Raw genomic sequence first — 26,358 nt, 5'->3', positions numbered from 1 at the left:
GTGAACAAATGAAAAATCGCAACTTACTCATTCTGGGTGGCTCCGGTGCTATCGGACGTAAAGTTACTGAATATGCAGTTCAGCGTGGTCATCAGGTAACCTTGGTGGTCCGCAACAAGAACAATGTTGAGCCTCACGAGTCAGTCAAAGTCATAGAAGGTGATGTGTCGGACTACGGGGTATTGGCACAGGTGATACCGGGACAGGACGCGGTTATTTCCTGCCTGGGTATCAAACGTAAGAATGGCAAGAATCCGTGGTCATCACTTGTTTCTCCCAGAAATTTTACCGAGCAGGTTACCCGGAACGTATTAAAGCTCATGGAAAAGTATCAGATCACACGCTTTATTGCGGTCAGCTCTGCAGGGGTAGGAGATAGCCAAAAAGCTATGAGCTTCGCGATGAATAGCCTGGTTCAGCTTAGCAACGTTAAGCTATCGTTCGCCGATCTAGACAAGATGGAACAAGCCATGCGTGCCAGCACACTTGATACGCTTGTTGTCCGTCCGGTTGCTCTGACTGACGCCGAGCAACTACCATCAATCGGCATTGTCGACAAACTTGATATGTCTACGACAATTTCCAGAGCGTCTGTTGCCCTTTGGATAGTCGATGCGGTGACACGACCAGAACGCTTTACTCACCCGACAGAGATGATAGGCAACATTTAGTGCTTTAAGTACTCAGGCCTGCCCATATCACCAAGCGAGTAATCACAAACCCCACCCGGGAAGGTTTGTTTTAGCTCGTCGACCTTTGCCGACAAATCTAAATCGCCATACATACCCTTCTTGATGGCAGCTTCAACAGAAATGGTATGACATTTAAAAATACTCCCCTGCCAGGGTGCGCCTGCTTGTATACGGCTATTGGTATAGATGGGCATAAGCTTGGTACAGGCCCCGTCAGGGTAATGGTTCCAGTTTCCGTTAAAGACCCCCTTGCCTGAAGCAATGACACTGCCGTCTTCGGCAAAACAAGTGTCCTGAGCCAAGGCAGGCTTGGCCATTCGTACTCGTTGCTGGTAGGTAAATTGATCAGGCAATTGTTTTAAGGCCATCAGCCATTTATCCATCACCTCGTAGGCCTGTTCTACGGGATTGTGCTCCTTATCAGAAATCCATATCACATGGTTATGCGTCTGTTTATTGGCACTGAGGATCCGCAAGCGACTGACAAACGATGCCGAGGTATGGTGCATATTCAGATCGTCTTCAAGGTAATGACGACTATCAATTATGGGTAAATCAATACGGCCAATAAAAACCTGACCGTATTCATAGGCCTTGTTGATGGCAGTTACCGAGGCCGAATGGCGTTTCGCCGGCCTCATGTCGGCATTAGTAATATTATGCTCGCCCCATAACGATAGCCAAACAGCAGGCAGTATTCCGCTGGCCCCCATGATACGTTCTGCCTTCATTTCATGAAAAGGCTTCCATGAACCCACCTTGCGGTTCAAATCAATAAACTCATCAAAAGTGATCTGCCCATTCCGCAACGCCTGCAAGCCATATTGGACCCCGACATTATCCCAAGTAGACAAACCGAAACCATGTTCATCATGACCATAGATATGCACCATATCCTGCCAGTAGCTCCAGTTCACCTGCTCAGCAACCGACTCATGGAAATAGGGTTTGATAAAGCCTTGCTTCGGATTGTTAAGATAACTGCTCAGTCCGAAATACCCATTGATGCACTCACTATTTCCCTGCGGAAATTCTGGCTTTTGCCAGCGCAACAACTGATTTAACGGCTGCAGCCAGGCAGCCTTTTGTTTGGCGCCATTGATGGCACGCAGCCCTTCCACATATTGCCTTTTTTGCCAGTCTTCCCATTTTTCTCTATCGCTGGCATGAAAACTGAAATAGTTATTAAGCAGATCGCAATCCAAGGCGTAAGTGGCGACGCTCACCATATCCGGGTACGAGTACAAAGGCAGTAAACCATCGAGTATACCTTGGCTATTTTGACCGATCAGGTACTGTGCCAGGCCGCCACCAGAGCCCCCGATACCAACGGTATACAAGGGATCACCAAACAAGCTGACGAACTGCCTCTTCACCCTTCTTGCGGTATCTTCCGCCAACAACATGTTGTAGCCATAACTGGTTTTATTGCCGCTAGAAGCGATGACTGCATAGCCTTTTTCTAGTTGGGAGAGATGTTTATCAAGTAACTTAGACACCTTTACCCGGCCTTGGCGGAAGCCGATGCCAGAGCCGCCATCAAAACGATAAATCAACTTTTGATTCCAGGCATTGGCACTGGTTTGGCTGCCGATTTCGTCAACATCAATAGGCATCAGGATAGTGTAGATATAACGGTTGATCGTGCCCTGCTCTACCCGAATGAGAAGCTCATTGTCATCAGGTGGCGACTGCTCTATCTCAAGTACCGTTTTGCTGTGAAACGCATTCTCGTTGTCAACTTCGTTAGTGACAAGGACATATGAAAGCCGGGTTTTTATCGCGCAATCTTTAGAGTAGCCAATAATCTCTGAGACGTTTTCTTGATCGTAAACGGGAACACCAAGCCCAATTTGATTATCAATCAGGGGCTGCTCCAAGCCAGAATCGACTGTCATGCAAAAAAAAGGATATTGATTGGGACCGGAATACAGGGACTGAACGGGGCCAACGCCGCCGACTTTAATGGGAAAAGGAAAAATCTCTTCTGGTCGCTGGGTATCACGTATGTGCTGCTCAACCTGGAGAAGGTAGTTCGCTTCGGGAATAGCGATCGCCTTGACTTGTCTGACAGACACACTGTCCTTACTCGCCAGGTAATCAATGATAATCAAGATAAGTAAGACGCCAACCAACCCAAACAGTTTCTTTGTCATAACAGCGATTCATTCTCTGTATCCTATCTACGAGTTTAGCTGCACCACATCTTTCTGTTGACTCGTCGACAAATGAAGGGCATACCATCAGCTCTGAAGGGTGTACTGCTTACTCTTATTTCGACCGCGCTATTTGCAATCTTCGGAATAATTAGGCATAGATATCGTTGTTATAATGGTTAAGCACAAAGTTACTTTCTGTAAGGAATTGCTTAGGGGTTAGGCCAGTAAAGTACTTACAGTCCTTAATAAAGTGAGGCTGGTCGTAATAGCCATGGTCTAAAACAACAGCTGTGTACTGCTGATGATATCCGCTTAACAACGTCCTTAGGGTTGATTGAAAACGTGATGTTCTTTCAAAGTATTTGGCATCGACCCCGGTATAAGCCTTAAATTTACGCTGGAATGTTCGCTCGCTGATATTCAAGCTTCGCTTTATATCAGAAATAACATCAGGGCTGTTTTGGTAATAGACTTTATCTATTGCCCACCCTAATTCAGATGTGCTGGCACATTCAGGCCTTACATGCTGCATTAACCAACTTTCCAATAACGCTATCGCCCCAAGAGTCGATTCTGACTCGATGACCCTCAGCAATAATCCCTTTGGCATTAGTTGGCTGGCCTCTACAACTTGATCAGAAATAGTGGTCAAAGGGATACCAAACAACTGAAAGAAAGCTGCAGACCGAAAACGAATAGACAACAGTTTGGTCGCCCCCATCGTCTTCATCTTGTAAGCAGACTTACGCGGACACATCACTAGCCCGTCTCCAAATTTAAGCTGAGCTGGTTTCGGAGAATCAATTACCAGTGGCGAACCAAGATTAAGCATTATCTCAACCCCAGTTCCCGGCAGTACATCTGGTATCATCAAGGGAGTGTTTTGCTCCCACATCCAATACTGCGTTATATATCCGGCAAGCGGTGAGCTTGGTCTAATTAGTTGTGTTTGCATAGAAAGACTTTAACACACCGCTCCTAGTGCTAATAGAAGCGGTTATTAGCAATCAAGATGAAAACAACTCATCACCGCTGACAAAATCCAGGCAAGGATGTTTATCAAAACGAACAACACCAACGTGCAAGCGAGCACCGGCAGTCTTCACGACTTCAGCGACACCCTGATGGCCAAACCCACCACAGAGCTCTACAGCCTTAATCCCTTCTTCAACCAAAGAATCAATCAGCTCACAAGCTTCTTTATAACCGGATACTGCAATATTCTTTACATGTACTTCCTTGGTACGAACCCACGAATAGTCGACTGACGGGTTTGCTTCTGGTGCGACAAAAATGAACGCGGCTTTGAATACATTTGACATATTTTAGCTTCCTATAGTTGTTGATGGCAGCCATCCTATAGGCAGTCAACAGCCGGGTATTGTAGAAATACGCCAACAGGTACTTACACATCCTCTTCATTATCACTAATGCTACTCGCTCGTTAATTCACACTTATAACGAAGGTAGTGCGTCATTTCCTCCCTACTCACAGGCTTTGCTTTCAAAAAGCCCTGAATATAGTTGCAACCGTAATTATCCAGTACCTCCAACTGGCTTTGTGTCTCGACACCTTCGGCAACAACATTCAATGAGATGGCATGGGACATATGGATGATTGCCCGGCACAGCTGAGCTGACTTATGCCCCTGCTGATCGATATTTCGAATGAAACTATGATCCATTTTTACGATATCAACCGGATATTCGCTTAGCATCGACAAAGAAGAATAACCCGTACCAAAATCATCAAGGTAGATAATCGCCCCCAGTGCTTTTATCTCCTCAAGGGCATTCAAAGTACATGAGGAGTCACTAAGCAGCATCGATTCGGTGATCTCGACACCTAGCAAATGAGCAGGGAAATGGCATTGGCTCAGCGTCTCCCGCAAGGTATTGATGATATGATTCGACTCAAACTGCTTCGCTGATACATTGATATTGATCCGAGGCATTTCAACCAGGGTCTGGCTCTTCCATAGCCTTTCCAATATCTGACAGGCTTGACTCACCACCCAGTCGCCCAGACTCAATATTAGCCCGGTTTCTTCTGCGATCGGGATGAAATCCCCTGGTGAAATCGGCCCATGCTCAGGGTGATTCCAGCGCAGTAGGGCTTCAAACCCCGAGACCTGTTCGGTTTTCAGGCAGTAGATTGGTTGAAAGACCAATGAGAGCTGCTGCTGTTTTACGGCTTTCGTCAGTTCCTGCTCCAACACAAAACGCTGCTTTGCCTGGGTAAACATATCCTCATCGAAAAACACGACTTTCTCGAGCCCGGAGTTCTTGGCTTTATACATCGCCGTATCCGCTTCACGAAGAATATTCGTCACTGAACGCACATGCGATGTCACAACAGACACACCAATACTTGCCCCGAGATGACAGGCTTGACGGTTGAAATAATAAGGTTTTGAAAGTACCAGAGAGAAGTGATCGCCTATCTCCTGAAGCGCTGATTTATCGACAAGATTAGACAGACACACCACAAACTCGTCACCGCCGAAGCGGAAACAAACATCGCCTTTACGAACGCTGGTCTTGAGGCGGCAGGCCACCTGCTGCAGCACCTGATCCCCAATCAAGTGACCCATCGAGTCATTGACAACTTTGAACCTGTCTAAATCGATAAATAATATCGAAAAGCCATCACTGTTGCGCCCCTTGATCTTTGCTAGCTGACGCTCTATCTCTTCATTGAGTGCAGGCCTGTTAAACAGCCCGGTCAGCTCATCTCGAGAAGCCTGAAACTCAAGGCTGCGAGTTTTTTCCTTAACGAGCTGATCCGATATTTTTAACCGGTTGGCATAAAAGCCGACCCCACAAGAAACAGAGACCGTCAGCAACAAGATCAGCACAACAGACGCCGAGGCATAAATCCACATAGTTTGCTGATCTTCCAATACAGAAATCGATATCAGCCAGTTCTGCTCAATCATTGGAACGGCAATTGTTTTGGTATAAGACACTTCCCTATCAAAACTCGAGCGCTTGTCCAACGTAATGTTTTTGTGCGATTCAAAGATAGGCAAGTAAGCCTTGTCATCCAAGTTGGTCACTGCAATATTACGATTATCGGCATTAACTTCATCATGCCAAGTCACACTCAAAAACTCATGAAAGACCACAGTGGCAACGACAAAACCTTGCAGCTTCCCTTCCTCAGACATTACCGGGAGAAATAGTTTCACACCATCATTGCCATTCTCGTTAAAATGACTGGTCGTTATCTGCTGTTGCTCAACAGCCAGCTTCATCGCAGTGGCGTCATTGCAGTTTGTATCCAAACGATGTCCTAAATAATCGCTGGCTTCAAACTGGGGTGAAACGTAAAAGACTGGTAGCGTCGCTTGCCCGAGCCAGGCAGCACAAGGCATCGAGACAGATTGACTGGGTACAAGTTGGTAACCCAATAAACCTGTTGCTCTGGCCTTTCGTTCAAACAGTTCAACGTCGGCAAGGTCTAGAAGCGGAACCCAAAACACCGAGTTAATGCCTGAACCTATCCCGGTACGATTACCTAAAAAATGTTGAAACTGATCCTGAGTCGGATTATTGCCGTTTTGCAAAAAATGATGGGTCGAGTAAAGCAGCTCAGACAGGGAACGCATCGACTGTTCAAGTGATTTAACTTTGGTATGAAATTGAATTTCAACCTGATGGTGTAATCTTCTCGACTCGTAGAATTCAACTGTGAGAGAACTAACAAACGCGGCAACAATACCAATCATCCAAATATAAACAGATGATTTATGAACAAACGAAAACTTCAATGTAACCTAACTCAGACAGTGATATGCAGAATTATTGATAATATACATAAACATACCTTTCGCAAATGATAAGTGTTATCAATATTCTATACTGTTATCTAAGTTGAACTTTTCACAGAACGACAGCTGAAGAATGAAAGTCTCTAGCGTCAACTTATCTAATATTCCAGAACCGGATAAAGCAGATCCACTCGACACAGTATTTGCGTACCACGAGCGCACCAAACATCATTTTCACCGTTTCGCCGAAGGACCTGATGGTCTGGACTGGGCCAGCCAGCCCCATCCCTTCCGGCGTTTCCTGGGTGCGCCTGAAACACAACTCCTGTTGCCCGACAGCGATACAACTCCTGACTACGACGCCTTCTTCAACGGACAAAGCGTTAAGAGCCAGCCGCTCAGCCTCCAAAGCCTGTCCCAATTTTTCTATTATTCGCTGGCGCTTTCAGCCTGGAAAAGCTGCTTCGGCAACCGCTGGTCACTTAGGGTCAACCCATCGAGCGGTAACTTACACCCGACAGAATGCTATCTGCTCACCGATACCGTCCCAGAGATTTCTCCACTCCCCGGGGTCTACCATTACTATCCTCTGCGCCACCAACTGGAGTGCCGACTAGAGCTTCAAGAATCAGACTGGAAACAGCTCACAAATGGCTTAACTAACGGCTCGTATACTACCGAAGCCTTGCCGGAAGGCAGTTTTCTCATTGCCCTGTGCTCCATTCACTGGCGGGAGTCATGGAAATACGGCGAACGTGCCTTTCGCTACTGCCAGCACGATTGCGGCCATGCATTGGCCGCAACGACCATTGCCGCGGGTTTAATGGGCTGGCAGCTCACGCTTATTGAAGGAATTTCGGATGCCGAACTCGTTCACGTGCTCGGCGTTGATCGTGACGACGACTATCCCAACCAGCAAGAACGTGAAGCTCCCGATCTGCTTGCTGTTGTCTCACCCGCCGGAACATCCATTAACCTCGACTGGCGACCACCCCCTGAAACCCTCAATGCGTTGACGGCAAGAAAATGGCTAGGCAAGGCCAACCTGCTTAGTAGCAGTCACAAACTTTGGCCGTGGATAGATAAAGCGACCGCAGCCTGCGAAAAACCGACAACGGAGAGTCACATAAGTGAGCACTTGCAATCTTTCAACCCAAGAAAAATAGAGACCACCAGCGACTCCGAGTCACCTTTATCGTACTCAGGTTCAAGCATAACACGCCGTACCGGTTCAATCATCCGGCAGCGTCGCAGCGCACTGGATATGGATGGCAAAACCCGTATTGAAAAAGCAATATTCTACCAAATCCTAGACCGTACCTTACCCGGGCAAAACACCAGGCTATTTTCGGCAACAACCTGGGTTCATCTCGGCCTGTTTGTTCACCGTATCGACGGACTACAACCCGGCTTGTATCTGCTGCTCAGAGACCCGGCTAAAACCGAACAGTTAAGAGCACTGATGAGCGAAACCTTCATCTGGCAAAGGCCACCAGACTGCCCTGAAAGTTTATCGCTTTACTGCCTGTTACCAGCCGATGCACAAGAAGCTGCCAAGCTCTTAAGTTGTCACCAGGAGATTGCCAGTGGCGGCGTGTTCAGTTGCGCCATGCTGGCAGAATTTGAACAACCTCTGAGGCAGCTCGGGACATGGTGGTATAGAAGGTTGTATTGGGAAACTGGAATCATTGGCCAGATGCTGTATCTGGAAGCCGAGGCCAAAGGCATTCGCGCCACTGGCATCGGCTGTTATTTCGATGATCCCGTCCATGAGGTCTTCGGGTTAAAAGATCGGAGCTATCAGAGCCTCTATCACTTTACGATGGGCGGACCGGTTGAAGACACACGCTTGGAAACGCTGCCCGCCTATCACTTCATGGCGGGGAAAGACAATCATACCTTGAACTGATTCACTATCTGCTCCTGATCCACAGAAAGCTGCTGAAGTTCAGTACTTAATAAGGCTGATGACTCCGCCTCTTGACGAATAACATGGCTCGCTTTTCTGATACTAGCCACATTAAGGTTGATTTCATTTGAGACAGTACACTGTTCAGAGGCCGCCTTAGCATTTTCACTACCCATTTCAGTGATACGCTGAATATGCTTTGCTATATCAGATAAAGCCAGGGTCATCTCATTAACTTGTTCAACAGCCTTACTTGCTTTGTCATTACCACTACTAATAGCATCGACTACCTCACGGGTACCTGACTGAATCTGTTCAACAACCCCTCTGATCTCACCAATTGAGTCTTGCGTTCGTTCAGCAAGACTTCTTACTTCACTAGCCACCACAGCAAACCCACGCCCCTGCTCTCCAGCTCGAGCTGCTTCAATTGCAGCATTAAGTGCCAACAAATTAGTTTGCTCAGCAATTCCTTGGATCACTGTCAGAATGGACTCGATATTCTCACTATCAACAACTAGTCGGTCTATTAACGGCATTGCTGCTGATACATCATAAACTAAGCTCTCTACTGCTTGTGTGGTAGACCCAGCAACATGTTGCCCATTTATTGCAGCTTGTTGCGCTTCTTTTGCTGATATAGCACCTTGTCCAGCATTTTCGGCAACTAAATTAGCTGTTGCTGTCATCTGCTCAAGAGCTATCGCAACTTGCTCTACAGCTAAAAATTGCTGCTGGCTATTATCACTCGTACGTCCAGCGATATCTGATGTACGCTCAGAGGTTATCTGAATACTATCCACTGACTTTCCGATATGTTGCACCGTAAGCTGTAATTTCTCGATAAACTGATTAAACCAAGATACTAATAAACCGATTTCATCTTCACCATCGGCTTTTAGGCGCTGAGTTAGGTCCCATTCACCTGAAGCAATACCTTGTATATGATGTGCAAGTTGATTGATAGGTTTTACCAAATAATAGGATGCTATCCAAATTAGTAATAATGTTATTAATGCTATTACTACAGCACCTATTAGCTGCAATTGTGCTGCTTCAACATTGTATTGCGCTACTTTATTGTCTAAATCTATAGCCCTAGACATTACATTTTTCAGCGGAACACTGAACCCCACCCCCCAAGGAGATGCATTACCGCTAAGAGTTACAGGGACAATAGCCTGAAGAGTTTTGTTATTTTCATTCCAGCTAATTCGAGTTTGTTTCTGTTGCAACCAACTTTTTATACTAACCTGTTGACCAAATGGTAGTTCTTGTACCAACTTCCCAAGTTGAGATTTGTCTTGGTCATAAGCAGCTATCACCCCGTCTTGGCCAAATAGCACTGCATGACCTTGTCCATTATAAAAACTACTATCAACGGCATCGATCAAAACTTGTAACGATTGCAAAGAAAGATCAATCCCCACAGTACCGAGTAATTCACCATTCTCGAGTAAAGGAAAAGTCACAGCTGTCATCAATACCTCCTCCGAACCAGCCCTATCTAGAAAAGGATTAAGAATACAAGGCTGACGCGTTCTAACTGAGCAGGCATACCATTCATTCTTGGCGCGCCCAAACGATCCAGGAGTAGTATCAGTAATATATTCTTCCTCCAAATCACCTAGCTCAATATTGCCATTTTCAGTTCGAACCCAGTAAGGAGAAAAACGGCCCACATTATTAGAAGCAAGTTCGACATTATCAACATAAAGGTTATCATCACTCAATACATTAGGTTCTAATACGATAAACATGCCAAGTATATCTGTCTGCTGTTCTACTAGCCGCTTGATATAGTGGTTAAAAGACAACCGAAATTCTTTACTTGAGGCTTCACTGTCCTTAACTTGATTAAGCATAAACAAAACACTTTGAGCTAGCATATCTACGCGATTGTAATTCTTGTCTAAAACAGCCTTTACCTTCATCGCTTGCTCTGAAGCCAAAGTAGCAACATATTCCTTTGCTGTTTTCTTCTGATTAACCGATGTTTGTTCACGCACTAAAGATTGAGTTTGCTTTGACTGATATACAGAAAAGCTCACAAGCCCAGAAAACGCAATAAAAAGACAAAAACCTGCGAGTAAAGTGAATTTCCATCTAACAGATAAGTTTTTCATTTATTGAACCTATTCTTAAATATCGTATTATAATTATCTTGCCAATTAATAAATTTCATCAACGAATGCTTCATAATATAAATCCAACATTTAGAATTATTCGTTGCTAATTATAGGTCAATATTAAAATTGCTTATTTATTAAATACAACCCATAAAATAAGAGTTTTTATATTCGGATTCTACATGTATCCAAAATACTAACAACGTGTGAGATGGAAAAAGACTATTACCAATAAGTAACAATTATTCATTAACACGAGGTAATAGAAGTGTTATTATATGTGGTCACATATAATAATATGCAACCACGTAAATAATAATTTAGTAAAGTATGGCTTGTTAATTTAATCTAAGACATAGGGTACTAATTGCAAAATCACCGTATGTTGATTGACTAATTGCTATATACAGCCAAACCCCCAATTGAGGCAAGTGAGGTTACCCGTGGGACATAAGGTACTAATCGTTGAGGATGATCAGCTTAGCGCCCATATGCTGCAGTTACATCTGTCCAGAAAAGGCTATCATATACAAGTTGTTTACAATGGTACGCAGGCGCTAGAAGCAATACAGTCCTTTCAACCAGATATTTTATTACTAGATCTTATGTTGCCTGGACTCAGTGGGGCAGAGATCTGCCGCCGCGCCCGCACTTTCTTCGATGGCCTGATAATCGTTATTACCGCCTCGATTGACGAATTCAGTGAGATCAATCTTTTGAAATATGGTGCTGACGACTATATCACCAAACCAATAAAAGCCAATATCCTTCTGGCCAGGTTAGAAGCACGACTTAGGCGGATGCCAGCAAAAGAAACTAACCATGCCTCCAAGCACAAGCTACAGTTAAACAATACCTCTAGGCGGCTACTCTATAACAACCGGGAGGTTAAACTTACTACTTCAGAGTTCGAAGTATTTTCTATACTATATGCCAATTTTGGCCATATAGTCTCACGTGAGGAATGCTGTAAGGCTGTCAGAGGCATTGAGTACGACAGGCGTGACCGCACAGTAGATATGCGGATATCCTGCCTACGTAAAAACCTGCAACAACACGACATAAAAGATATAGTTATCAAGACTATTAGAAACAAAGGATATGTGCTTATCGATACTTAAACACTATAGTTCAGTATTCAATCTATATGTCCATAAGCCTTATACTAACCAAAGCAATAATTATTATACTCAAGAGCCAGCTCTTCTATGCCAGCACCGAAGCTGCACAGCTTCATTCCCAATCCATTGTTATTAAAATTAAATATAATAGCTAATGCTGCCAAGCTCTTAAGATGAGAAAATAAGATCACTAGCCTAGCGCAATTATCCCCTCAAGGTAATAATGGTTAAATATTGCAGGGTAGATATACTCTACCCCACAAGCCCATTAACAGGAGCATCTAAATAGCACTATTTCCAGAACTCCAACGAAACTAGCTTACTTTGGTATTTTGCCACCGCATCATCATACCGCTTCTTCATAGCGCTAAAGTCTGCTTCACTCAAATCGGCAACAGAGTTATTTGACAGTTTAGCCACTGCAGTACTAACAGCAATTGCACTAGCCTTAAGTTCACTCGGCTTTATTTTTTTACCGCCATCATTTTCTAATTCGCCATAGACTTTCTTAGGGTAAGTGGATAAATCACTTGGCGGATTTGTGCAATCAGCCCCCATCACATAGCCTTGAAAACGTTCGATCTGACTTTTTCCATCTTTAATCTGACTAATCATACACGCATCAGGGCTAAGTCCAACCAGTCTATTGGCGTTATTAAAATTATAGCTAAGCAAATCATCCAGACTAGAAGTAGAATATGTGTCTTTTACCTTATTCAAGTTATCAGTCGATTTCTGATAACGGCTGACCAACTCAACGATTGGCGTGTCATCTAGAACCTGTACCTTGTCTTTAATAGCCCAATAGTAAGGCTTATTGACGTTAGCCACTGTGGCTGTAGGGCCAAAGGTATAGGAAAAAGCGTTAACTTCTATAGCACCATTAAAAGTAAAACCTTCTGACCACTGATACTCTTTATGTCCGACTTTATTCAGTGATGTATCAGCATCACCATAATCACTATAGTGTTCGATATTATAAACACCCGCGGAACGTTTGATGATAGCCCAATCCCCAATCAGTTTACCGTTAAACCGGAACAGATAGCGGCTCTGCATGGTGTTGCCACTGGCATCAATCTCTTCGATATAATATTGGCTCTTATCCCCGCTGCCGTAACGCTTAAAGAAAACCAGACTGCCGTCAGTTTTTTTTGCCATCACTTTATGAATATTGTCGATACTGAAACTACACCCTGTACCCGAAGATTCAATCTCAAACGCCACCTTAGCGCCATCTTTTTCGATAACACACACCATACCCTCATAATCAAAATTAGTTAACAGGAGTGGTGATATGCTGCTAGCCGCTGCCAATGATGTAATATCACTTAATTGTTGAGGGGAGTTGCTTACCGACAGATTCTTTATGGCATGGTCAAGGTTAAGAAACTCTACCTTATTCTGATTTATTTTATTGGTAATATAGGCGATAGATGATTTGGATTTATAGTAACCCTGCAGGTTTTGTAACTCATACGCCTGTGCCGAAGTCGCAATTAGCAGAGTTAACAATGGAATATTTTTATACATTATCATCTTCCTCTAGTTAAAACTATCTGGGGCAGCAAAACCAGTCAGGCTGCCACTCGCAGTGAAGGCCACACTACCAAGACTAGCAACTTGTGCCTCGGACAGTTTCAAATCACTTCGCGCCATCAATTCAAAAGTTTGACTAGACGACACAGCACTCCCACCATCTGAGCCGCTATCACCAGATCCACTATCGCAAGCGGAAAGCAGTATTGTTAGAGTAAGAATCAGCCACTTTTTCATTAGGTTACCTATCTTTGACATTATTGGATTAAAAGTGGCTGTAAATTGTATTTTATTCATACCACTTTAAGGTGGATATTCTACTCAACAACCAAAGAGGACAGCAGAAATGCTTACAAAGAATTACAATAAGGCTAACAATGGTTTCAGAAGGCCTGACGGATTATGTTCGCTCTTCAAACTATTAGGGCTGTTATTAATATTGAAATCACGACCTACTACAAGAGTCCGTTAATCAGCAGTGCTAAGTTTAAATTGATGCCTATAGAACAGTCGATTAGATTAATAAAGATAAGTTAGAAACCATTTGCCCCAAACCTGAATAACTAGCACTTTTTGCATTGATTGCCTTTTGCCTGAAAATCCATAATATTGCCGTGCTTATCAATCGAAAGCTCACAGCATTCTCTAAACAGCATGTTCATCTTGTCGCGGCTTTTTTGTACCCGCGACTTGAGAGTCGTGTACTTTATGCCGTTTTTCTCGGCATACTCTTTCTGCGACTGGCCATGAATATCAATGGCTGTCAGCATTTCTGCCTCATCTTCCGGCAAAGCCTGGATAAATGGCAGTACACACTTCGACAATTGTTGATGAACCGTCACATCTCCTTCGGTATACCACAGTTCATCCTGAGTAAGCGCTTTCCCCTTCGCCCTTTTACGATAAAAATCGATTATCGAGTTATTGGCTACCTGAAAAAGCCAGGACTTAACCTTCTTGGTCTCTTTCACGTCACTAAGGTTGTGATAGGTCTTGATCAGGATTTCCTGAAGAAGGTCATCGACATCATCTGGGTTGGAAACATTGGAGTGCAAAAATGCCTTCAAGCTCGCTCGATACTCGTTCCAAATCGCATCCAGGTTCATTTTTTCTCTCTTAAACACGAAAAGGTTATGAGCCCAAAGGCTCATAACCTAGTTTGTTATTATCAGTCTATGTACAGACGTTATGATAGCAGCCTATTACCCGCAGCAGCTGCTTGAAGCGCAAGCGCTGCTTTGCTGAACATCGTTACCGGTCCCCAGGTAAGTATTGGACAGGTAGAAATCAGTAAATAGTTCTTCAAAATCTGCCGATACCGTTTTGTCCGCAAGGCCTGTTTTCAGTAGGGCCGATTGCCAAGCCTGAGTTTTTGGCAACCCACACAGGAAATCAAAGTCAGTATGCTTCTTAATAATAGCCGCACGGTGCAACAATGGCAGCCAGGCCAGGTCAACATTGCTAAGCGCATCTGATTTGAAGAACTTCGTCTCCCCTGACAGGTGTGCTTCAACTTTGGCAAACACCTTGGTGAACCTCTCGACGCGCTCTTCGAATGTCGCCTTTTCTTTGCTGCCCATTGTACTGCACTGAACCAGGTAGTTTTTCGAACCCAGGTAGCTCCAGGCACGATCAAGCGCACGCAGCTCATTGGTCACACCATCTTCGATAGGACCGAACTCGTCTTCGATATACTCGATGATGGCATCTGATTCAAATAGCGCCGTTCCAGACTCAGTCACCAACACTGGAACCTGGCCGTTCGGTGCCAAATCAAGAAACCACTGAGGCTTGTCTTTCAGGCTAATGTATTCAATTTCGTATGGAATTTGCTTGGCTTCCAATGCTGCAGTAACACGCTGTACAAACGGGCAGATTTTAAAACTAATTACTTTGATCATCTTGAACTCTAACTCTCATCTTGTGCTAAGTACCTATAAGACGAGCAGCCGACAAAAAAGACGAAAAAAAGTGAAATTTTTTCCTGCCAGAATTCATTAGTCGCGGCCATACCGTAAAAGCGGCTAGAGCTTGCTTCTGATATTGGCACTGATACTCTCTGAATCACTGGCGTAAAGACTGCATTTCTTCAGCGCTTTGAGCACATCAATATTCTTTCCCAAATACTCGAAGACAACCTTGGTCGACATCGGCGTTCTCGCTCCCGATGCAGCCACACCAATTTTCATTCCTTCCAGAAGAGAGACCCGGTGCTGAAAGCTAGGGAAGAGGATCGTTTCCACAATTTCGTTCTGGGTTAATGACTCATAATCAACCAGGAAAATCCTGTCATTGAGGAAAAAAGACATGCCCTGGTACTTACAATAACTGGTTTGACCAAATTCGCCCTCAGCCGTGAGTCGCTCTGTACGTTGATGGTAGATCCCACCTTGCTTGCGCTCAATACAAACCAAACCTTTGAGAATGTTGCCCGGTGAGGACATCGAATAATAATACTCATAGTAATACCCCAGATAGGGTTCGAACATTTCGATATTTTGTTCACTCAACTGACTAATATGCGATGAGAAAGGGTGATGCAGTGCTTGGGTATTCCCGTCCGCCCGACTATTTACCAATGAAACAAATTGATCATGAGGTAATGATAATTCAGCTTTGCTCAAGCCAAAATAATCACAAATCTGGCGCATATTGTAACTTCGAGGACAATTGTCGCCATTTAAATATCGGTTAAATTGCTGCCGGTTAATGCCGATCCCGCGACATATTTCAGCGATAGACGGGTAGAAACTACAGAGATATTTCAAATTGTGATGTAGGCTCATTTTAAAAACCTTGTTTTTTTAGCTATTAATCAACCACTTAAAAACTGACATTCGTAAAGTGAAGCATACCTAACGTCACTATACGTCAGTTAAGTCAACATTACGGAATTATCTTGATTCATTTTTATTGTTGTAATCATTCCCGCAGTAACTCAACACCCAGTAAAACCGGACTTTCAAATTATTAAGCGGAAGCAAATATATATCACTGAGGGAAAAATTATGAAAGATCAGCAATTACGTTTTTATGGTGGGCCGTGGGTTTCTTTTACCCCGATACTCATCTTTGTTGTTATTGCTATTTACGTAGCAACCACAGTTGCAGGCGGTTCCATTCAAGGCATGTGGGTCGGTGCCATTATTGGTTTGCTTGTTTCTTTCCTGCTCGCAAAAGATAAAGCCATTTTTGGCAAAACTGTGTTAAAAGGTATGGGATCTGAAACGGCAATCGCACCCGTTGCCTGCTGGATATTTGCCGGTATTTTTGCAACCGTGTTACGTGATTCCGGCCTGGTAAACGGTATTTTATGGGCGGCCTACCATACTGGCACCAGTGGCACGATGTTTATTGTTATTACCTTTTTTGCCAGTGCCCTTTTTGCCACTGCCGCCGGTACCGGATTTGGCACCATCACCGCCGGTATGGGGATGCTCTATCCGGCGGGCGTACTGCTAGGTGCCGACCCGGCAATATTGGCCGGAGCCATTATTGGCGGCGGTGCCTTTGGTGACAACCTAGCGCCGATCTCCGACACGACAATCTCTGCTGCCACTTCACAAAATACCGATATAGGCGGCGTGGTAAAACACCGTATTCGCTATGTCATCCCTGCAGCAGCAATGACGATTATTACTATGGTTGCATTGAGCGCATTCCAGTCGACATCTGCAGGCGCCGTTCCCCTCGAGAAGATCCAGGATGTGATGGATCCAAGAGGTTTATGGATGCTACTACCTGCTGCCGCAACCATTTATACCGCAATTAAGAAGGGTGACATTGTTTTTGCCACTATCATAGGCATTTTACTCGGCTCAGTCGTTTCAATCCTTACCGGCCTCAACACCCTTGGCAATATTATTGCGGTCGACGGCGGCTTACTGCTACGCGGGGTCTCTGGCTGGATGGCTGACCTGTGTATCCTGGTTATCCTACTGTCTGCCGGTATCCAGATGATGCTAGACGGTGGCGGAAGCCAACGCCTGCTTGAGGCATTTGGTAATGTCAAAAATGCGCGCGCCTATGAGATCATCTCGGGCTTTCTGGCATTGGTAATGTCTTCGCTGATGAGTATCAACGCTCCTGCAATCCTGGCTGTCGGGCTGTCATTTGCCAAGCCGATGGGAGAAAAGTTTGGCGTCTCTCCTTACCGCCGGGCCAATGTGATCGGTAACCTTGCCTGCACCCTGGTCTACTCACTGCCATGGTCCGCGGCACTGCTGCTTGCGGCAAGCTTATCGCAACAAGCAAGCGAGAGCTTCGCAGGTGTTCCTGCCCTGTCACCTCTAGAGCTGACCCCTATGGTTTTATATGCCTGGTTTATGCTAGCTACCATGATTTTCGCTATTTTCACTGGCTGGGGGCGTGGCGAACTTGAAGCCCCTGAACTAAAAGTGAATGAAGCAGTTTGACCTTATTAGCACCTTCTATCCTTGGAGAAACACATGAGCAACCTTAATAGTGAGCACAAGATACAGCTTGTCGTTACCGGAGGCACGATTGATTCATTTTACGATACCGACAAATGCACCACGGTATGCCATGATGAAACGGCCATTCCTGACTTCCTGGCTAAGTTTGCAGGGATTACCGAGCAAGAGTGCGAATTGTTCAGCGCTTGCATGAAAGATAGCCGGGAGATCACCGACGAAGACATACAAGCCGTAAGTAATGCCATTATTAATAGCAACTGTTCTCGCCATATTGTCACCCATGGCACCTTTACGCTGTTCGACAGCGCTCGAAAACTCATGGCAATGCTGCCGGAAGAACATGGACAAACTATCGTTTTCACAGGTGCTATGTGGCCTTTGGTCGGCTTCTCCCCCAACGATGCAGGATTTAACCTAGGCTCGGCCTTTGTTGCTGCTCGCTTGGCAGCACCGGGGATCTATATCGCCTTTAACGGCAAACTATACCTGCCAACGGACCAGGAAGGCCTGCACTAAGTTCTCCTCCGCATATATCAAAGCCCATTGGCGGCATCGCAATGGGCTCTATTCCTATCTATATCAGTGTTGCAGCTTAGCCTTGGCGCTTTTTATCAAGGAAGAAAAAGTTATACAACCCTATTTTTCAGATGTGAAATATATCCATCCAATTATTGAGACATTTCTCACTGAAATACATACGCATATATCTATAAAGTAACTCCTCAAAAATGCAGGTACATATTTATAAAATGTACCTACTAATAATAAACGAAGTAAAACATGCGACACTTTATATATTTCCTTATTTTCATCTCTGGCAGTGTGTTGGCTGATACCAACAGCCATAGACAATTGGCTGAAGAACTTTATAAAGCAATGAATGTTGAGGCATCGATTAATCTTTCAGAACAAAACATGAGAAATATATCTTCCCGGCAGTTAGCCGAATATAATGCGCCTACTGAAGCTAAAGTGATAATGCAGGAGTATATGAATAAACAAGTATCCGTACAGATGGAAGTATTAAGATCAGTTAAATTTCATGACGCCTACATGGATTCCTACATGAAATTATTCACAGAAAAGGAAATTAAAACCATTCTCGACTTTTATACTTCTCCAACAGGATTAAAATTCTTAAAAAGTAACTTGGAGATGCAACAGATTTTTGCCAAAGTCGCAGAAGAAGTAAGTGTCGAAATGAAAGTAACAGAACGATTACTAAAGCTACGAAAAGAACTTGATGAGAAATTGGAACAAGTTAAAAATACTAATTTTCAAAATATTAATATTAACTGATAAAATAAATACTCTCAGTTTCATTTCATAAAATACTCCCGTGGCGAGCAGGCGAAATACTGTTGGAAGGCATGAGCAAAAGCCGACGGCGAGCTATAGCCGACATCCAAAGCAACCTGAGTCACGGGCCTACCTTGTTCAAGCAAGGTCAGCGAATACAACAACCTTAGCCTCTGTCGCCATTCTCTAAACCCTAGCCCGGTTTCTGATAGAAAAATCCGGGTCAGAGTCCGGCTCGACATACCCAGCCTGTTGGCCCATTGCTGCATGCTCAGATCGTTGTCCGGACTGAGTTGCAGCGTTTCAACCATTTCCCCTAGACGGGCATCTTTCGGCATCAATAGCGATAATGCAGTCTGGGGCTGGGCACTCAGTTGCTCCAGCAGCACCGTCAATAAGTTGTAGTCAGGCTGTTGCCACTCAGAGTCAACGTCACAGCGGGCAACAATGGCCAATATCAGCTCTCGGATCAGGTTGGTGATATTAACGACCTTGCACACATGTCCAACACCTTCGACTTGATCCGGGCGAAAGTAAAGGCTTCGAAACTTAGCGCCGCTTGGTGCAAACGTCCGATGCACACAACCGGGCGGAAGCCAAACCGCCCGTTGCGGTGGCACCACCATCGCCTGGTCGCTCACATCAACATTTAGCACCCCTTCAGAGGCATACATCAGCTGATACCAGGTATGGCTATGAAAGGATCCTTGGTGTCCCAAAGGCATATCGACTTGCCGCGCAAGCACCCGTTTATCACCGGCCTCAGCGATTTGCTCGTTGGAGCCTCGGAAAGACAGCCCGATTTTTTCTCCATTTTGTCCGTTTAGCGACATAAGTTGACCCATCGTCGAAAGTCAGCCACCAACATACTTGATAACCTATTCAGCATCAAATCCCATGCGATCAGGACCGCCAATGAAAACCACATCGCACAAAAAACCATGGCAGACGCCACAAACCTTTTTAATTCTCATCTCTATCATTGTGCCTATCGCCTTTGCCAGCTGGCAGGCGCTGCTCAACAACTTTGTTATTGAGAAAGCCGCTTTTACCGGTGCTGACATCGGTATATTGCAAAGCGTACGCGAAATCCCGGGCTTTCTGGCCTTTACCGCCGTCTTTATGCTGCTGTTTATCAAAGAACAAAAGTTCATCGTTCTCTCTTTGGCCATGCTAGCCACGGGTGTCGCCATTACCGGGTTCTTTCCATCCTTTGCCGGGCTACTGTGTACAACCTTGCTAATGTCCGTCGGCTTTCACTATTTTGAAACCCTGAAACAGTCGCTGTCCCTGCAGTGGTTGTCCAAAGATCAGGCACCCGAGGTGCTGGGTAAGCTCATCTCGATTGGTGCGCTGGCATCGCTGATCACCTATGCCTGCCTGTGGGTGTTGCTTGAACAACTGGCCCTGGACTTTAAATGGGTATACCTCATTGCCGGTGCCGTATCCCTTAGCCTAGTCATCTTTATCTGGTTAGGATTCCCCACCTTTGAGGCCAAAACCGCTCAGCATAAGAAACTCATCTTGCGTAAACGATACTGGCTCTATTACGCCCTCACCTTTATGAGCGGTGCCAGAAGGCAGATTTTTACCGTTTTCGCCGGCTTCCTAATGGTCGAGAAATTCGGCTACTCTGCCGCCGACATCGCACTGCTGTTTTTGATTAATCACTTATTCAATTGGTTGTTTGCTAAAAAAATCGGTCAACTAATAGGTAAAGTTGGCGAAAGAAAAGCGCTGATATTCGAATACATCGGCCTGATACTGGTCTTTGTCAGCTATGCCTTTGTCGAGTCCGCCCAATGGGCTGCAGGGCTGTATGTCATCGACCACCTGTTCTTTGCACTGGCGCTCGCTATCAAGACTTATTTCCAGAAAATTGCCGATCCGGCTGATATTGCCTCAACCGCTGGCGTCGCCTTTACTATCAACCACATTGCAGCTGTTGTCATACCGGTAGGGTTTGGTTTGCTGTGGTTAGTCTCGCCGGCTAGCGTCTTTATTGCCGGTGCCTTGATGGCAGGCCTGTCGCTGATACTGGCATTCAACATTCCGTCTCAGCCGGAGCAAGGCAATGAGGTGATAAAATTGAGATGGGCTTAAGTTTACACCTAACGTCATAGTCTGAGGCCTGACTTCAGTCCGATCACCCGCAACGTCCTTAGCACCTTTTAACAAGTCACTAAAGACTCTCTGAGATTATACGCCGCCTTAACCCGGTTAAGGTGGTGCTAACCCCCGCCTCACACTTTTACTACTCATTTGTTTTTTAAAAGATTTGGTATTGATTCCATCAATCTACCCAAAGAGAGATATCGAACCTATCTAAATAAGGGGCAAGGAAAAAACCGATTAATGCCGAGGCAAAGGTTGCTCTACCCGCAATATAACCAATATGTTCGGGCTTCATATTAAGGTATTTAACAAAGTCTGCCCCCAATGGCATCACCATCATAAGAGTGCCGATTGACAACATGTTAATAAGCAGAGCTAAGCGTAATACACGTGATTGAGTTGTTCGATTATCGTCCATAATATCACGTTCTAATTAATAATTAGCGCGATTGTAACGACTCCTACACCTCAAAACAATGAATAGGAATCATTATCAACTTTGAGTGAACGCTTGTACCATCTCTTCTTCTTGCCGCAGGTGCACCGTAAAGGCACTGCCAGCCGATAAATTTGCCGTTAAGCGTTTTCTTAGCACTAGCGTCAGGTTTTCCCGCCCCATCGCAACAACTTCGGCATCCAGGAAATCAAAATAGGCCTTTACCTGCGGGTACAAAGCCTTAAACAAGCTCTCTTTTGCCGAGAATACAGCGGTTAACCCTTCCGCGAAACTCACATAATGGTTCATGATGAGATTATATTCGGCATCATTAATAATCGTACTCTTGACAGAGTTAGCCGTACTGTCTGACATACACTGCTCAATATCAATACCGATACCTTGCTCTGCTATCTCAAGCGGTTGAACAATACAAACCGCACGATTGTTGCTATGGCTGATCGATCCCGTCGTTCCCTCCGGCCATAACGGAGCCCGATGTTGGCCAATACCGACCTGAGTCTCCCGTCCCCCTAAGGCAGCCAAACAACGCTTTGCCAAATATCGTCCAGCTATAAATTCGGCCTGACGCTTCGTCACCGCTCTATGCAAACTCTCCGGAAATTCAACGCCCAGTTGTTGCGCCGATTGTGCTGTAAACAACTCAGGATCAAAACGACACTGATAACCAACACCGACAAAATCGGGAGTGACGATAGGCGAGATATGGGAAATATAAGGAGTTAGCATAATAAAAGTGCTTCCATGACTTAGAAGCAGACATCATAGCAAGGGGATTGTATCAACCGCTATAGTGTTGAATTGACGCTGGACTTTAAATGCGAGGCAGCGCTTTGAATTAATTTCACCCTATCTTTTCTTTGCCAAGCAGCTGATGCAAAAAAGCCAGCAATTAAGCTGGCTTTTCTAAATGTGGCGGAGAGATAGGGATTTGAAAGCTATACCTACCGCAAAAAACAAAAATTAACCGTTATATATCAGCAATATATATGAAGAATGTAAAGTATTAATTGTCAATTCTTTTAGTCAGTTGACATTACACTCTTTTCTATCTGGGTTCAACCACAACGATACCATCTTCACCGCTCATCAAACCATTTTAGATAATCAGGCTCGCTAGTCATATTTACGATATAGGCGTATAGAGTTTCAAATCGATGACTACCTCCTAATCGTTCTACAGAAAATAGGGGGATAAATCGGTAATAACTCAACGCACCCTCTATATAAATAAAATTTATCAGGTGGTTACCCAACGAAAGTCCCATAGGGCAGACAAGTTGTCGGAATGGTCAATAAATAAGACAAGGACACAGAAGCACATGCAGGAATGCTCGCAGTATCCGTGCTAATCGTCGGGCCAAGCACTCAGAACTGTTATATGGGTGCGCAATACATACGAACTCACTATCATCGTATTTCGCAAAGCGGCGTCAATTAAAAGTGGTCGCCCAACCGACGACAGTTAGATTTGCCCGAGCCCAAGCTGCCTAAAAGAGAGCAAAGTTTCAGTTTCGAATGAGTAAAGGCTGAGGCCTTGTATATCTAGACCCAGTTAACGGTGACGTTTATCCCTAGCACCTGTCATCACGGGGGGTATTAGTGGCAGCTCATAATAGGCTGCCACCAGTTCAAGGTTTTTCCATAATCGTTAAAGATAATCACCTTAAATCGAGCATCAAGATAACTCCAAATGCAATAGAAACGTCACGGTATATCAAAATATATAAACGGCTCCTGAGTCTAATGCATTATTATCTTGCTGATTGCCATTCACATCCGTGCTTTCCGAGTCTTCAAGATAAGCGCTGACCGCTAGAGCATGACCACTGGATGATATTGATACGCTGTAACCAAATACATCTGCACTTTCACTATTTGAAGATTTGTAGTATGAAGATTCCATCCATGAATTGCCGTCATAATGATAGAGATACGCAGCCCCAGAAGCGCCAGCGCTGTTATCTGATGAGGACAAGGTAATTCCTGTCTCCATTGAACTTTCTTGAATTGCACCGACAGCAAGCCAATCCCCATTTTCAGACAAGGAGACGTCGAAGCCAAAATAATCACCCGCGTCCGTATTCGATGCTTTGATATACGCCTCTTGCCCCCAAGATTGGCCACTAAAACGATAGAGGTACACTGCTCCTGCATCTGCTGCGGTATTATCGAGCTCATCACCATTAATCGAGGTACTGCGTGAGTCTTCACCAGGTGAACCTACAGCCAGCGTTTCACCATCACCAGAGAGAGAAATACTGATACCAAAATAATCGTCCGTGTCCGTATTCGAGGCTTTTATATAAGTCTGTTGTGACCAAGCTTGCCCATCATAGTCGTACACATACACAGCGCCAGAATCACTAGCTGAATCATTCGTTTCATCACCATTAACTCCTGTTGCGTCAGAAGATTCGCCTGTAGCAGACACAGCTAGTCGGCTCCCGTCGTTTGACAACGATAAAGCGCTTCCAAACGCATCATCTTGCCCCGTGTTTGACGCTTTAATATAAGCATCGGATAGCCAATTTTGGCCATTAAAACGATACAGGTATACTGCTCCCGCCCCGCGAAGAGTATTATCAGTTTGATTTCCATTAACACCCGATGCTTGAGATTCCTCATGGGTTGCTCCAACAGCTAATACATTGCCATTGCCTGATAATGATACCGCAACTCCAAAATCATCATTCGAGTCAGTGTTTGTCGCCTTAATATACGCTTCCTGCCCCCAATCACGTCCATCGAAACGATAGAGGTAAACAGCACCAGAATGCAGAGCACTGTTATCTGACTGATCACCATCAATACCTGTAGCGCTTGAATCTTCATTGTTAGCCGATACTGCCAAGGTACGGCCATCATCGGACAAATCAATACTTTGACCAAACGATGCAAAGCTGTCGCTATTAGAGGCTTTAATGTAAGCCTGTTGCTCCCATCGCTCTCCATCGAACCCATAGACGTAAACTGCACCTGAATAAGGTGCACTATTGTCTGCGCCATTCCCATTCACGCCCACAGCATTTGAGGATTCAACAACTGCACTCACTGCAAGCGTCAAACCATCACCAGAAAGCGCGACGTTATGACCAAAGTTATCACTAGAATCAGTATTCGTCGCTTTCACATAGGTGATAAGTTGGCTGATCAATAATGACGTTGCTGCGACTTCATTAGACTTAGTACTGCCATTATCATTGGTGGCCAGAACAAAGTACTCTCCGTCGAGTATCGATAGAGGAGATTGAACACTAGACAAGGACGTATTGGTGGTCATATCACCAATCGGCTCACAGCCATTATCATAATCACTGTTCACTCGACACAATTGATAAGACTGCGCCTCATCTGCACTTTGCCAAGTGAATGTGATCGCTAAATCACTTCCCTGAGTTTTTTCGATATCAAGCAAGCTAAAAGAGGATGGTGCAAGAGCGGTTTCTGTTTCGTTTATGGATGTGGTGCTTGGGTTTTCACTACAACCTGCCAATATTGCACTTAAGACAGTAAGCGCATAACTAGTTTTTTTCATTAAAAGCCTTAATGTATAAAGCAGACCATTGCTATGCCAACAACGTTGCAAATATGTAAAACCGCGAACACTACACCCAGTTGCGTGTAAAAAACGTAAACACCTAACCTTTTGATTAATAAAACCATATCCATACAAATAGCGGCACTTATAAGTTTTGACGTTATTTTGGTGATTGTGTGTCGGTACAAAGCTTGGGGGCAATGTATCTTATGGGGGGGGGCTTATTGAGCGTTGGTGAATGAGACGCCACCACTGTAAAATACAGGCTCTGTCTTCTATATAAAGGCCGCTAATATTTCGCACCAGTGATGCTTTGCAAGGGGTTTTAGGGCGATTTTTATTGACTGTTGTTTACTCAAGCTCTCCAGAGTGGGCTAACTAAAGGAAATCAAAACCATCATTGATATGGGTGTGTACGACTTTTCTTAACGGAATGAATGTCAAACCTCTTTCCGCTAAGAGCTCTGTGAGCAGTACAGACTCCATCCATAGTTCCAACATTCGCTTGCTTACGATAATGTTATTCATAAGCCATTAATTCACTACTTTAGGTTTATTATTTAGTCCAGTAAGTTAACTACGAGGACTAACTTACTTATCCACTGAAAGCTCGGCTTCAGTAGGGGTAGCAGCCTTCTTAACAGTCGCTAACTCTCTAGAAATCCCTTTTGCTACAGAAGGAGGGAGCTCAAGTGCTGTATTAAACGCCGACTCAAGGTACTCAGATTGTTTTTTTGCCATATTTTTGTCTTTAGCATTGATAGCAAGAAGCACTTTTTTAAAGATATCGACTAACTTAGGCACAAGAGCTTGTGTTAACTCCTGCGTGAGTGTTGCAAGTCGACTCGTTTCTACTTTGAGGTCTGACACCTCGATTTTCATAGTGTCTCGCTCTACCTCTAATTGGCTCAGACGTGCCTGCGCCTGCGCGGCATCATCAATGGTTTTAGTCAGATGTAGTTCAACTTTTTCTTGCTCCTTCAACAAGCGAGCGTGCCTTTTCTCTGTCAGCGCTATTTTGTCTTGAATATGCTGCAATTGATGGCTGTGGTGGTTATAACTGCGTTCAGATTTGGGCAGACTGGCTTCTCGATTCATTTCCGCTCGATGTGCGTATTCCGGCGATTGTGATCTAGGATTCCGTTTTTTTTCGATCACCTTTTTACCCTCTTTTTCTCTACCCTTATT

General features: G+C 44.6%; 21 protein-coding genes and 1 pseudogene. 7 read left to right on the top strand and 15 right to left on the bottom strand.

Features of this window, described 5'->3' with window-relative positions; translation table 11 throughout:
• Positions 1-8 precede the first annotated feature (8 nt).
• Entirely contained in the window at positions 9-671 is a 663-nt protein-coding gene (locus BIT28_RS20305; RefSeq protein WP_075766768.1) for an NAD(P)-dependent oxidoreductase, read from the top strand.
• Here BIT28_RS20305 and BIT28_RS20300 read toward each other — a convergent pair.
• From BIT28_RS20300 to BIT28_RS20285, 4 genes are all read right to left on the bottom strand, one after another.
• The gene (locus BIT28_RS20300; protein ID WP_075766767.1) at positions 668-2,848 is read right to left on the bottom strand and encodes a DUF6351 family protein; all 2,181 of its coding nucleotides are present in this window, start codon (positions 2,846-2,848) and stop codon (positions 668-670) included. The two genes, BIT28_RS20305 and BIT28_RS20300, sit on opposite strands and share 4 nt — an antisense overlap.
• 151 nt (positions 2,849-2,999) lie before the next feature.
• Positions 3,000-3,806, bottom strand: coding sequence for a helix-turn-helix domain-containing protein (locus BIT28_RS20295; protein WP_075766766.1), 807 nt, complete (start codon positions 3,804-3,806; stop codon positions 3,000-3,002).
• A gap of 52 nt (positions 3,807-3,858) precedes the next feature.
• Positions 3,859-4,173 carry a DUF6506 family protein gene (locus tag BIT28_RS20290; protein ID WP_075766765.1) on the bottom strand — a complete coding sequence of 105 codons (315 nt, stop codon included), beginning with the start codon at positions 4,171-4,173 and terminating at the stop codon, positions 3,859-3,861.
• 111 nt (positions 4,174-4,284) lie between these two features.
• Entirely contained in the window at positions 4,285-6,462 is a 2,178-nt protein-coding gene (locus BIT28_RS20285) for a bifunctional diguanylate cyclase/phosphodiesterase (RefSeq protein WP_245823803.1), read from the bottom strand.
• Between the two features lie 295 nt (positions 6,463-6,757).
• On the opposite strand from BIT28_RS20285, the gene BIT28_RS20280 reads away from it, so the two are divergent.
• Positions 6,758-8,533, top strand: a complete 1,776-nt coding sequence (locus tag BIT28_RS20280) for a SagB/ThcOx family dehydrogenase (protein WP_083651997.1) — start codon at positions 6,758-6,760, stop codon at positions 8,531-8,533.
• Here the strand turns inward: BIT28_RS20280 and BIT28_RS20275 are convergent.
• Entirely contained in the window at positions 8,518-10,659 is a 2,142-nt protein-coding gene (locus tag BIT28_RS20275; RefSeq protein ID WP_075766764.1) for a methyl-accepting chemotaxis protein, read from the bottom strand. The two genes, BIT28_RS20280 and BIT28_RS20275, sit on opposite strands and share 16 nt — an antisense overlap.
• A gap of 446 nt (positions 10,660-11,105) precedes the next feature.
• Here BIT28_RS20275 and BIT28_RS20270 point away from each other — a divergent pair, with 446 nt between their 5' ends.
• The gene (locus tag BIT28_RS20270) at positions 11,106-11,783 is read left to right on the top strand and encodes a response regulator transcription factor (protein WP_245823801.1); all 678 of its coding nucleotides are present in this window, start codon (positions 11,106-11,108) and stop codon (positions 11,781-11,783) included.
• 291 nt (positions 11,784-12,074) lie between these two features.
• Here the strand turns inward: BIT28_RS20270 and BIT28_RS20265 are convergent, their stop codons facing one another.
• The 5 genes from BIT28_RS20265 to BIT28_RS20245 form a co-directional block, all read right to left on the bottom strand.
• Entirely contained in the window at positions 12,075-13,316 is a 1,242-nt protein-coding gene (locus tag BIT28_RS20265; protein WP_075766762.1) for a hypothetical protein, read from the bottom strand.
• A gap of 12 nt (positions 13,317-13,328) precedes the next feature.
• Positions 13,329-13,559 carry a hypothetical protein gene (locus BIT28_RS20260; protein WP_139310499.1) on the bottom strand — a complete coding sequence of 77 codons (231 nt, stop codon included), beginning with the start codon at positions 13,557-13,559 and terminating at the stop codon, positions 13,329-13,331.
• A 326-nt stretch (positions 13,560-13,885) separates the two neighbouring features.
• On the bottom strand, positions 13,886-14,428 hold the full coding sequence (sigZ, locus tag BIT28_RS20255) for an RNA polymerase sigma factor SigZ (RefSeq protein WP_075766760.1): 543 nt from the start codon (positions 14,426-14,428) through the stop codon (positions 13,886-13,888).
• Positions 14,429-14,524: 96 nt separating this feature from the next.
• Positions 14,525-15,223 carry a glutathione S-transferase family protein gene (locus tag BIT28_RS20250; protein ID WP_075766759.1) on the bottom strand — a complete coding sequence of 233 codons (699 nt, stop codon included), beginning with the start codon at positions 15,221-15,223 and terminating at the stop codon, positions 14,525-14,527.
• 123 nt (positions 15,224-15,346) lie between these two features.
• Entirely contained in the window at positions 15,347-16,108 is a 762-nt protein-coding gene (locus BIT28_RS20245; RefSeq protein ID WP_075766758.1) for a helix-turn-helix domain-containing protein, read from the bottom strand.
• Positions 16,109-16,330: 222 nt separating this feature from the next.
• Between BIT28_RS20245 and BIT28_RS20240 the strand changes: the two genes are divergently transcribed.
• From BIT28_RS20240 to BIT28_RS20230, 3 genes are all read left to right on the top strand, one after another.
• On the top strand, positions 16,331-17,737 hold the full coding sequence (locus BIT28_RS20240) for a Na+/H+ antiporter NhaC family protein (protein WP_075766757.1): 1,407 nt from the start codon (positions 16,331-16,333) through the stop codon (positions 17,735-17,737).
• Positions 17,738-17,770: 33 nt separating this feature from the next.
• Entirely contained in the window at positions 17,771-18,274 is a 504-nt protein-coding gene (locus BIT28_RS20235; RefSeq protein ID WP_075766756.1) for an asparaginase domain-containing protein, read from the top strand.
• Positions 18,275-18,538: 264 nt separating this feature from the next.
• On the top strand, positions 18,539-19,057 hold the full coding sequence (locus BIT28_RS20230) for a DUF2059 domain-containing protein (RefSeq protein WP_075766755.1): 519 nt from the start codon (positions 18,539-18,541) through the stop codon (positions 19,055-19,057).
• A gap of 20 nt (positions 19,058-19,077) precedes the next feature.
• Here the strand turns inward: BIT28_RS20230 and BIT28_RS20225 are convergent, their stop codons facing one another.
• Positions 19,078-19,890: an AraC family transcriptional regulator gene (locus BIT28_RS20225; protein WP_075767005.1), complete on the bottom strand. Its 813-nt coding sequence runs from the start codon at positions 19,888-19,890 to the stop codon at positions 19,078-19,080.
• 82 nt (positions 19,891-19,972) lie between these two features.
• Between BIT28_RS20225 and BIT28_RS20220 the strand changes: the two genes are divergently transcribed.
• The gene (locus BIT28_RS20220) at positions 19,973-21,160 is read left to right on the top strand and encodes an MFS transporter (RefSeq protein WP_075766754.1); all 1,188 of its coding nucleotides are present in this window, start codon (positions 19,973-19,975) and stop codon (positions 21,158-21,160) included.
• A gap of 190 nt (positions 21,161-21,350) precedes the next feature.
• On the opposite strand, the gene BIT28_RS29670 is transcribed toward BIT28_RS20220, so the two are convergent.
• From BIT28_RS29670 to BIT28_RS29665, 4 genes and pseudogenes are all read right to left on the bottom strand, one after another.
• Positions 21,351-21,590 carry a hypothetical protein gene (locus tag BIT28_RS29670; RefSeq protein ID WP_175577573.1) on the bottom strand — a complete coding sequence of 80 codons (240 nt, stop codon included), beginning with the start codon at positions 21,588-21,590 and terminating at the stop codon, positions 21,351-21,353.
• 75 nt (positions 21,591-21,665) lie between these two features.
• On the bottom strand, positions 21,666-22,358 hold the full coding sequence (locus BIT28_RS20210; protein WP_075766753.1) for a 4'-phosphopantetheinyl transferase family protein: 693 nt from the start codon (positions 22,356-22,358) through the stop codon (positions 21,666-21,668).
• Positions 22,359-23,346: 988 nt separating this feature from the next.
• On the bottom strand, positions 23,347-25,167 hold the full coding sequence (locus tag BIT28_RS20205) for an FG-GAP repeat protein (RefSeq protein WP_083651991.1): 1,821 nt from the start codon (positions 25,165-25,167) through the stop codon (positions 23,347-23,349).
• Positions 25,168-25,761: 594 nt separating this feature from the next.
• Positions 25,762-26,358 (bottom strand): annotated as a pseudogene (locus tag BIT28_RS29665) (hypothetical protein); the annotation flags it as partial.

The sequence above is a fragment of the Photobacterium proteolyticum genome, from assembly GCF_001939735.1.
GTDB classification, from domain to species: Bacteria; Pseudomonadota; Gammaproteobacteria; order Enterobacterales; family Vibrionaceae; genus Photobacterium; species Photobacterium proteolyticum.
Note: the sequence above shows the minus strand (reverse complement) of the source record. Positions and strands in the feature narration are given on the sequence as shown.

Coding starts and splice junctions, on each gene's coding strand:
- BIT28_RS20240 (WP_075766757.1), top strand. CDS start 16,331: ATGAAAGATCAGCAATTACGTTTTTATGGTGGGCCGTGGGTTTCTTTT.
- BIT28_RS20205 (WP_083651991.1), bottom strand. CDS start 25,167: ATGAAAAAAACTAGTTATGCGCTTACTGTCTTAAGTGCAATATTGGCA.
- BIT28_RS20290 (WP_075766765.1), bottom strand. CDS start 4,173: ATGTCAAATGTATTCAAAGCCGCGTTCATTTTTGTCGCACCAGAAGCA.
- BIT28_RS20230 (WP_075766755.1), top strand. CDS start 18,539: ATGCGACACTTTATATATTTCCTTATTTTCATCTCTGGCAGTGTGTTG.
- BIT28_RS20280 (WP_083651997.1), top strand. CDS start 6,758: ATGAAAGTCTCTAGCGTCAACTTATCTAATATTCCAGAACCGGATAAA.
- sigZ (WP_075766760.1), bottom strand. CDS start 14,428: ATGAACCTGGATGCGATTTGGAACGAGTATCGAGCGAGCTTGAAGGCA.
- BIT28_RS20250 (WP_075766759.1), bottom strand. CDS start 15,223: ATGATCAAAGTAATTAGTTTTAAAATCTGCCCGTTTGTACAGCGTGTT.
- BIT28_RS20265 (WP_075766762.1), bottom strand. CDS start 13,316: ATGTATAAAAATATTCCATTGTTAACTCTGCTAATTGCGACTTCGGCA.
- BIT28_RS20245 (WP_075766758.1), bottom strand. CDS start 16,108: ATGAGCCTACATCACAATTTGAAATATCTCTGTAGTTTCTACCCGTCT.
- BIT28_RS29670 (WP_175577573.1), bottom strand. CDS start 21,590: ATGGACGATAATCGAACAACTCAATCACGTGTATTACGCTTAGCTCTG.
- BIT28_RS20295 (WP_075766766.1), bottom strand. CDS start 3,806: ATGCAAACACAACTAATTAGACCAAGCTCACCGCTTGCCGGATATATA.
- BIT28_RS20260 (WP_139310499.1), bottom strand. CDS start 13,559: ATGAAAAAGTGGCTGATTCTTACTCTAACAATACTGCTTTCCGCTTGC.
- BIT28_RS20305 (WP_075766768.1), top strand. CDS start 9: ATGAAAAATCGCAACTTACTCATTCTGGGTGGCTCCGGTGCTATCGGA.
- BIT28_RS20220 (WP_075766754.1), top strand. CDS start 19,973: ATGAAAACCACATCGCACAAAAAACCATGGCAGACGCCACAAACCTTT.
- BIT28_RS20225 (WP_075767005.1), bottom strand. CDS start 19,890: ATGTCGCTAAACGGACAAAATGGAGAAAAAATCGGGCTGTCTTTCCGA.
- BIT28_RS20210 (WP_075766753.1), bottom strand. CDS start 22,358: ATGCTAACTCCTTATATTTCCCATATCTCGCCTATCGTCACTCCCGAT.
- BIT28_RS20235 (WP_075766756.1), top strand. CDS start 17,771: ATGAGCAACCTTAATAGTGAGCACAAGATACAGCTTGTCGTTACCGGA.
- BIT28_RS20275 (WP_075766764.1), bottom strand. CDS start 10,659: ATGAAAAACTTATCTGTTAGATGGAAATTCACTTTACTCGCAGGTTTT.
- BIT28_RS20300 (WP_075766767.1), bottom strand. CDS start 2,848: ATGACAAAGAAACTGTTTGGGTTGGTTGGCGTCTTACTTATCTTGATT.
- BIT28_RS20285 (WP_245823803.1), bottom strand. CDS start 6,462: ATGCGTTCCCTGTCTGAGCTGCTTTACTCGACCCATCATTTTTTGCAA.